This window comes from Nonomuraea sp. NPDC059023, from assembly GCF_042740095.1.
Lineage (GTDB): Bacteria > Actinomycetota > Actinomycetes > Streptosporangiales > Streptosporangiaceae > Nonomuraea.
Genome location: NZ_JBHYIO010000101.1, coordinates 1 through 5417, shown reverse-complemented (window position 1 = coordinate 5417; position 5417 = coordinate 1). Strand labels below are relative to the sequence as shown.

The window sequence follows — 5417 nt, the reverse complement described above, 5'->3', positions numbered from 1 at the left end:
GAGGGGCAGCTCGCCGCCGTCCAGGAACTGCTCGGCGACATCCCCGCCAGCCAGCTCGCGCGCGCCCTCGTGCTGGAGTGCCTGTACGGCGCCGATATCCACCCGATCAGCGTCGACCTGGCTGAGCTGGCGTGCAGCCTGCTCACCCCACTGCGGCCCGTCCGGCTCAACCTCGCCGTCGGCGACAGCCTGCTCGGCATCCGCTCGCTGGAGCAGATCGAGTGGATGTGCTGCACCCCCAAGGAGGCGCGCGAGCAGCTGCACCTCGGGGTGCCGGTGGTGCCGCGCTCGTGGATCGCCTCGGCCCCGATCGAGCACCTGCGGCTCCTGGCCGACCTGACAGTCGGCGCGAGGCTCGTCCAAACCAACAGTCGGCGAGTCCGGCGCCAGCGGCACCTTCGCGCCGCCGAGCTGGCCCACGCCGTCATGGCCGGCCAGATCGCCGAGGCCGAGAACCAGGCCGCGCAGTGGCTACGCCACGAGATCACCGGCCTGCAGCACCAGCCGCTGCACTGGCCACTGATCTTCCCCGAGGTGCTCGCTCTCCCGCGGAAGGCCGCCTGACATGGTGCAACTCGTCTACTACGACCCTGGCGAGGACGGCCAGATCGAGAAGTCCGATGCCCCGGACCAACTGTTCGCGCAGGGCCTGCGCTGGGGCTACGAGCTCACCGACCTCGACGCGCTGGCCCGCACCGCCACCACATCCTCCTTCCTCCGCGCGACGAACGCCGAGGACCGCTACCAGGCCGCGTGGGACGGCATCCTCGACGAGCTGCTCGCCGCCGACCGGCCGCCCACCCGGCACACTCTGATCCACGCCGGCCGGGAAGCGATCCGACGAGCTGTCCGCCACACCTACCGCCTGTACGGCTACGCCGAGCTCAGCGGGTACTCCGGAGCCGAGTCGGGCTCTGGATTCCTGCGCTACTGGCGCACCACCACGGCCCACCCGACCCCGCTGGAGGATCGCGTGGTCGAGCGCCTCGCCCTGGCGCAGATATGGCCCACCTTGACCGTCAGGCAGCAGCAGGCGCTCACCTACCTCGCCGCCCACGAAGGCGACTACAGCCGCGCAGCCGAGGCGATGGGCGTCACCCGAGCAAACCTCTCAGCCCACCTCGGCACAGCCCGAATCCGCATCCTGCAGCTATGGCATCAAGGAGAGGTACCTTCCCGCCCATGGTTTGAGGCTCGACCGGGCGCCGGCACCACGGCTGTCCAGGCGATCAGAGCGCGCCAGACGAACGGGTCGCCGCAGCGCCTACCGGTTCACGGCCGGGAGCGGTACTACAAGCACCGGTGCCGCTGCCAGACATGCCGGGCCGCCGCCCGCGCCGACACGGTCCGAACGAACGATCGACGCCGCGAACGGCTCGGCCGTACGGCCCGCAACCGGCTGACCGTCTCCCAGCTCGCCCAGGTTCGAGAACAGATCGCCTCAGGCGCATCTCAGTCGCAGCTTGCGCGCCAATACGGGGTCCACCAGACCTACATCTCCAACCTACTCAGGGGGAAATCGAGACCCGCCCCTGACCTAACCCCCTGAGGAGAACCGAGCGATGGTCGAAATTCACTCTGGTCGCGCACTTCCCGATCTTCACCCCGACGCTGTCGCCCTGAGCGCGTTCCGAGCTCTTCCGAACGGTGTGGCACGGCAGTACTCGATCAGTGAGGCTGAGTCGAAAGCCCGCGCCATTAAGGCGTCGCTGCACCGCGCCAGCGCGATCGGCTTCATCAAGCCGTCTACGAAGGACTGCACGGACTGCTACGCCGTGCTGGACGTCCTCGACGCGGACGACGACATCGTTCAGGACTTCTGCATCCCCACCGCGCGTGCGTTCAAGTGGTGGTACCGGCTGCTCGATCTCCGTGTCGTCGCCTGAACGGCCAGCCCTCTATCCCGGTATGGCCGGGTCTCCGCGAGCGAGACACGGGAGGGCGCTACATCCACAAGACCTCATCGACAAGGAGCAGGTCATGAGCAGCGAAGAGACCGTGAAGGTCGAGGCCAACCTCTGCATGTCCTCGCAAGGCGTGAGTCTCAGCGATGAAATCGACACGGGCCTCACCCGCGAGCAGTGGGACGCCCTGAGTGAGGACGAGCAGGAGGAGCACGTCAAGCCGTTCGTGGAGGACTGGTTCGAGAACCTCGTCCAGTACGGCTGGAACGAGATCGCCGAGTAGCAGGCTCCGCCCTCCGTGCTCGTGACGCGGGAGGGCACCAACACCACACCCAAGCCGATCAAGGAGGAGTCGTGCCAGGAGAGCCTCGCCTGTCTCACACGGCCGTCGAACGGGCGGTACGAGCAACAAGGACGCGGACGATTGTCCACATCGTGGGTGCAACCGAGATGCTCGACGATGGCCGACGGCAGGTAATCGTGGCGCTGCTGGACAAATACGACGACCCGCGCGAGGAGTCGCCCGCTGCCCGGTCGCTGATCGACGCGCTGGAGGCGGCCAGTTGGGTCGTCATGCATGAACGAGGGCGGTTCGCGTCCCGCTTGCAGGTGACCGAACCCGGAGAGGAGGCCTGACCGATGCGGTTCTCCGCTGACGCCTCGTGCGAGGACCTTCTCGCCTACGTAGAGGCCAGCCCGGACTGGTCGCCAGCCTTCCCGCACACGGTGGGCGGCCTGTCGGACTGGCAGCACGCCACCGCGACCATGTCCAAATTCCAGGAGACCAGACCGCTGGAGGTGTCCATCCCCACGAACGCTTTCCCCGAGGGCGCGCTCCGCGAGATGTACCGGCAGAGAGCGGTGGACGTCCTCAACCGCGCCGAGAAGGGGCCGACCCATGGCTGAGATCAACATCCCTCGCGGCCCGATCCACACGCCGCCGTACCACGCGATCAAACCAGGCGACGGCGAAACGCAGCAGGACGCCGACCGGATCGCGCTGATGCAGGAGCTCGCCGGCGTAGAGCTGGGCACCGAGGATCTGGCCATCATCGATTGGACGGTCGACATCTGGGAGTCGTCCACGGTGGCGACCATCTGCTCGTGGCTGCGCCGAGTCCGGGAGGCTCCTGATGCCTGAGGAGACCCGCCCGGTCCGCCTTCTGATCACGGGGAGCCGGACGTGGAAGGACGAGGGCGCAGTGCGGAGCGCCATCGCCTGGGTGGTGTGCCGGCACGGCCCCGACAACGTGACGCTCGTCGAGGGCTGCGCGGAAGGCGCTGACGAGATCAGCGAACGGGTCGGCGCCCGGTGGGGTGGCGGACTCATCGTGGAGCACCACCCGGCCGACTGGGACACCTGCCTGCCCGACTGCCCTCCCGGCCACCGCAAGACTCGCAGGGACGGCACCACCTACTGCCCAGGAGCAGGACTCCGCCGAGATGACGAGATGGTCGCGTCGGGAGCCACGTACTGCGCAGCCTTCATCGACGCGTGTGTGAAGCCGTCCTGTCGCAAGCCCAAGCCGCACGGCTCCCACGGGGCTACTCACACAGCGGACCAGGCCGAGAAGGCAGGCATCCCTGTACGCCGCTACGAGAGGACGGGCCGTGGCTGATATCGGTCCGTGCGGCGATGGCTCGTGCACGGCGGAAGCGGTCGCGTACGCGTTCAGGACGCTGGGTTGTTCGGCACGCCTCACGATCGTCACCGGGCAGCGAGCCGCCGAACTGGCAGACCATCCGTCCACCGCCGACTACCGGCTCGTCCTCTGCCATGAGCATGTCGTTGGCCTGGTCGATGAACTCTTGTTGGAGGCAGCCGATGTCTGACATCCCTGAGGAAGCCGTCCGGGCTGCCCGCGAAGAGGTTCGGCGCCGGTACGGCCCGATGTACGTGGAGATCGCCGAGTGCGGCGCTCGCGCTGCTGCTCCTCTCATCGCCGTCCAGGTACGGCGAGAGACCGCCGCCGAACTGGACCGGCTCCGCAAGAAGGTCGCCGAACTGGGCGAGGACTCCGCCTTCCTCAACGCGCTCCAGACCGCAGGCGTGGACAACTGGGACGGCTACAGCTACGCGTGCGAGATCGCCAGAGGAGAAGCCGATGCTGACGCCTGAGCGGGTGATCGAGGTGGCCATCGGCCTCTACGTGTGCCCCACGGCGGGAGCCGACGCACCACCTGCCATGGCCCGCGCCATCGTCGAAGCGCTCGCCGACGCTGGGATGGTCGTCGTCTCCACCGAAGACCTCCGAGCCGTCCTCGTGGACCGGTACAGCGTTGAGGGGCGCAACGCCGCGCACCGGCTCGGCGACGCCCTGCCCGAGAAGGCATGCAACGGGATCTGCGCCACCGCCCGTGATCTGGGCGCGGACGAGTACGGCGACATGATCGCCCACGCGCATCCCGAGTGCGAACTACACGGGAGACTCGTCTCCCGAAAGGACCTCTGATGGCTGAAGTAGCCCGCTCCCGCTCCCGCTCACTGCGGATCAGCAGTTCCCCGCCCTACCAGGGAGACATGACGGTATGGGCGCTCCGAGACTTCGTCCGCGCCTTGGACGCCGAGGGCGTCAGCGACGAAACACGAGTCACGTGCGAGCACAACCACCACACCAGGCATCTGGTTGGCCTGCGGGTCCAGGAGTCGACCCGCGAAGAACTGCCCGCCCTGCCCGAGAGGACCGACGCCGATGGCTGAGATCCCTGAAGAGATCGTCCGCTACATCGCTGGCCGTGACGCCTACCGGGACGGGCGCGTCAACCGCGCCCTCGACGCGATGACTGGACGGGAACACAAGCTGGTCCGCGAGGCTGCCGTCATGGGCTACGTGCAAGGCATCGGAGCTGCGCGCGCCGGAGAACTCGACATCCCCATGGACGCGGAGATCGTGTGGAGAGTCATCGCAGGTTGCCAGACCTTCGGTGATCTGTACCCGACCATCAGCGCCCTACCCGAGAGGAACACCGATGGTTGACACCAGAGCCGCCGCCGTCATCCCGCACCGCAAGCGGATCCACAAGCTGGAGGCCCGCATCAAGGAGCTGGAGGCACTCCTCGTCGAACTCCACGACCCAAGCCCATGCGAGCACTTCGACCACGACGGCGAATGCCACACACACGGTCCGACGTCGACATGGGACGGATGCCCGCACGCGCACGCCCAGGCGCTCCTCGCCGCTCTGCCCGAGAGGAGCGCTGATGGCTGACGACATCTCCGTCGTGGACGAGACGGAGGGCAGCCCGTTCGACCGCGTCCGCCGCATCGCTAACGGCGCTGCCAACGGTTGGGCGCTCGGACCGAACGGCCCCTACCAGCAGCCCGGCATGACCATGCGCGACATCGCGCACGGGCAGGTCCGCACGGCACTGCTACACCTGCTGGAACTCGGCCTCATCCACATCGACGAGCACCGCCTCAACGAGATGCGCATGTACAAGCCGTGGAGGGACGAAGACCGTGGTTGATGCCCTTCGCCCCTGCCCTCGCGTAGACCTCCACACTCCAGCCC

At 67.7% G+C, this 5417-nt stretch carries 14 protein-coding genes and 1 pseudogene; all 15 read left to right on the top strand.

The genetic code is table 11. The features are described 5' to 3' along the window. Positions 1-564 (top strand): annotated as a pseudogene (locus ACFWYW_RS58725) (hypothetical protein); the annotation flags it as partial. Between the two features lies 1 nt (position 565). After that, positions 566-1549 carry a helix-turn-helix domain-containing protein gene (locus tag ACFWYW_RS58720; RefSeq protein WP_379641452.1) on the top strand — a complete coding sequence of 328 codons (984 nt, stop codon included), beginning with the start codon at positions 566-568 and terminating at the stop codon, positions 1547-1549. Positions 1550-1562: 13 nt separating this feature from the next. Next, positions 1563-1886, top strand: a complete 324-nt coding sequence (locus ACFWYW_RS58715) for a hypothetical protein (protein WP_379628052.1) — start codon at positions 1563-1565, stop codon at positions 1884-1886. Positions 1887-1980: 94 nt separating this feature from the next. Beyond that, on the top strand, positions 1981-2187 hold the full coding sequence (locus ACFWYW_RS58710; protein WP_379628054.1) for a hypothetical protein: 207 nt from the start codon (positions 1981-1983) through the stop codon (positions 2185-2187). A 152-nt stretch (positions 2188-2339) separates the two neighbouring features. After that, on the top strand, positions 2340-2540 hold the full coding sequence (locus tag ACFWYW_RS58705; protein ID WP_379628056.1) for a hypothetical protein: 201 nt from the start codon (positions 2340-2342) through the stop codon (positions 2538-2540). A 3-nt stretch (positions 2541-2543) separates the two neighbouring features. Beyond that, the gene (locus ACFWYW_RS58700; protein ID WP_379628058.1) at positions 2544-2810 is read left to right on the top strand and encodes a hypothetical protein; all 267 of its coding nucleotides are present in this window, start codon (positions 2544-2546) and stop codon (positions 2808-2810) included. Next, positions 2803-3045, top strand: coding sequence for a hypothetical protein (locus ACFWYW_RS58695; protein ID WP_379628060.1), 243 nt, complete (start codon positions 2803-2805; stop codon positions 3043-3045). The genes ACFWYW_RS58700 and ACFWYW_RS58695 overlap by 8 nt, the downstream gene beginning before the upstream one ends. Continuing rightward, complete coding sequence (locus ACFWYW_RS58690; RefSeq protein WP_379628062.1) at positions 3038-3523, top strand: SLOG family protein; 486 nt, start codon at positions 3038-3040, stop codon at positions 3521-3523. Before ACFWYW_RS58695 ends, ACFWYW_RS58690 begins: the two co-directional genes overlap by 8 nt. Continuing rightward, positions 3516-3737, top strand: a complete 222-nt coding sequence (locus tag ACFWYW_RS58685) for a hypothetical protein (RefSeq protein WP_379628064.1) — start codon at positions 3516-3518, stop codon at positions 3735-3737. Before ACFWYW_RS58690 ends, ACFWYW_RS58685 begins: the two co-directional genes overlap by 8 nt. Continuing rightward, positions 3730-4023, top strand: coding sequence for a hypothetical protein (locus ACFWYW_RS58680; RefSeq protein WP_379628066.1), 294 nt, complete (start codon positions 3730-3732; stop codon positions 4021-4023). The genes ACFWYW_RS58685 and ACFWYW_RS58680 overlap by 8 nt, the downstream gene beginning before the upstream one ends. Next, the gene (locus ACFWYW_RS58675; protein WP_379628068.1) at positions 4010-4357 is read left to right on the top strand and encodes a hypothetical protein; all 348 of its coding nucleotides are present in this window, start codon (positions 4010-4012) and stop codon (positions 4355-4357) included. Before ACFWYW_RS58680 ends, ACFWYW_RS58675 begins: the two co-directional genes overlap by 14 nt. Beyond that, entirely contained in the window at positions 4357-4605 is a 249-nt protein-coding gene (locus tag ACFWYW_RS58670; RefSeq protein ID WP_379628070.1) for a hypothetical protein, read from the top strand. Before ACFWYW_RS58675 ends, ACFWYW_RS58670 begins: the two co-directional genes overlap by 1 nt. After that, the gene (locus ACFWYW_RS58665; protein ID WP_379628072.1) at positions 4598-4882 is read left to right on the top strand and encodes a hypothetical protein; all 285 of its coding nucleotides are present in this window, start codon (positions 4598-4600) and stop codon (positions 4880-4882) included. The genes ACFWYW_RS58670 and ACFWYW_RS58665 overlap by 8 nt, the downstream gene beginning before the upstream one ends. After that, complete coding sequence (locus ACFWYW_RS58660; protein WP_379628074.1) at positions 4875-5114, top strand: hypothetical protein; 240 nt, start codon at positions 4875-4877, stop codon at positions 5112-5114. Before ACFWYW_RS58665 ends, ACFWYW_RS58660 begins: the two co-directional genes overlap by 8 nt. Continuing rightward, a complete protein-coding gene (locus ACFWYW_RS58655) occupies positions 5107-5373 on the top strand; it encodes a hypothetical protein (RefSeq protein ID WP_379628076.1) in 267 nt (88 codons plus the stop codon). Before ACFWYW_RS58660 ends, ACFWYW_RS58655 begins: the two co-directional genes overlap by 8 nt. Positions 5374-5417: the final 44 nt, after the last annotated feature.

What these genes read in the sequence shown, in the direction of transcription:
- ACFWYW_RS58720 (WP_379641452.1), top strand. Translation starts at nt 566, where the DNA reads ATGGTGCAACTCGTCTACTACGACCCTGGCGAGGACGGCCAGATCGAG.
- ACFWYW_RS58715 (WP_379628052.1), top strand. Translation starts at nt 1,563, where the DNA reads ATGGTCGAAATTCACTCTGGTCGCGCACTTCCCGATCTTCACCCCGAC.
- ACFWYW_RS58710 (WP_379628054.1), top strand. Translation starts at nt 1,981, where the DNA reads ATGAGCAGCGAAGAGACCGTGAAGGTCGAGGCCAACCTCTGCATGTCC.
- ACFWYW_RS58700 (WP_379628058.1), top strand. Translation starts at nt 2,544, where the DNA reads ATGCGGTTCTCCGCTGACGCCTCGTGCGAGGACCTTCTCGCCTACGTA.
- ACFWYW_RS58695 (WP_379628060.1), top strand. Translation starts at nt 2,803, where the DNA reads ATGGCTGAGATCAACATCCCTCGCGGCCCGATCCACACGCCGCCGTAC.
- ACFWYW_RS58690 (WP_379628062.1), top strand. Translation starts at nt 3,038, where the DNA reads ATGCCTGAGGAGACCCGCCCGGTCCGCCTTCTGATCACGGGGAGCCGG.
- ACFWYW_RS58680 (WP_379628066.1), top strand. Translation starts at nt 3,730, where the DNA reads ATGTCTGACATCCCTGAGGAAGCCGTCCGGGCTGCCCGCGAAGAGGTT.
- ACFWYW_RS58675 (WP_379628068.1), top strand. Translation starts at nt 4,010, where the DNA reads ATGCTGACGCCTGAGCGGGTGATCGAGGTGGCCATCGGCCTCTACGTG.
- ACFWYW_RS58670 (WP_379628070.1), top strand. Translation starts at nt 4,357, where the DNA reads ATGGCTGAAGTAGCCCGCTCCCGCTCCCGCTCACTGCGGATCAGCAGT.
- ACFWYW_RS58665 (WP_379628072.1), top strand. Translation starts at nt 4,598, where the DNA reads ATGGCTGAGATCCCTGAAGAGATCGTCCGCTACATCGCTGGCCGTGAC.
- ACFWYW_RS58660 (WP_379628074.1), top strand. Translation starts at nt 4,875, where the DNA reads ATGGTTGACACCAGAGCCGCCGCCGTCATCCCGCACCGCAAGCGGATC.
- ACFWYW_RS58655 (WP_379628076.1), top strand. Translation starts at nt 5,107, where the DNA reads ATGGCTGACGACATCTCCGTCGTGGACGAGACGGAGGGCAGCCCGTTC.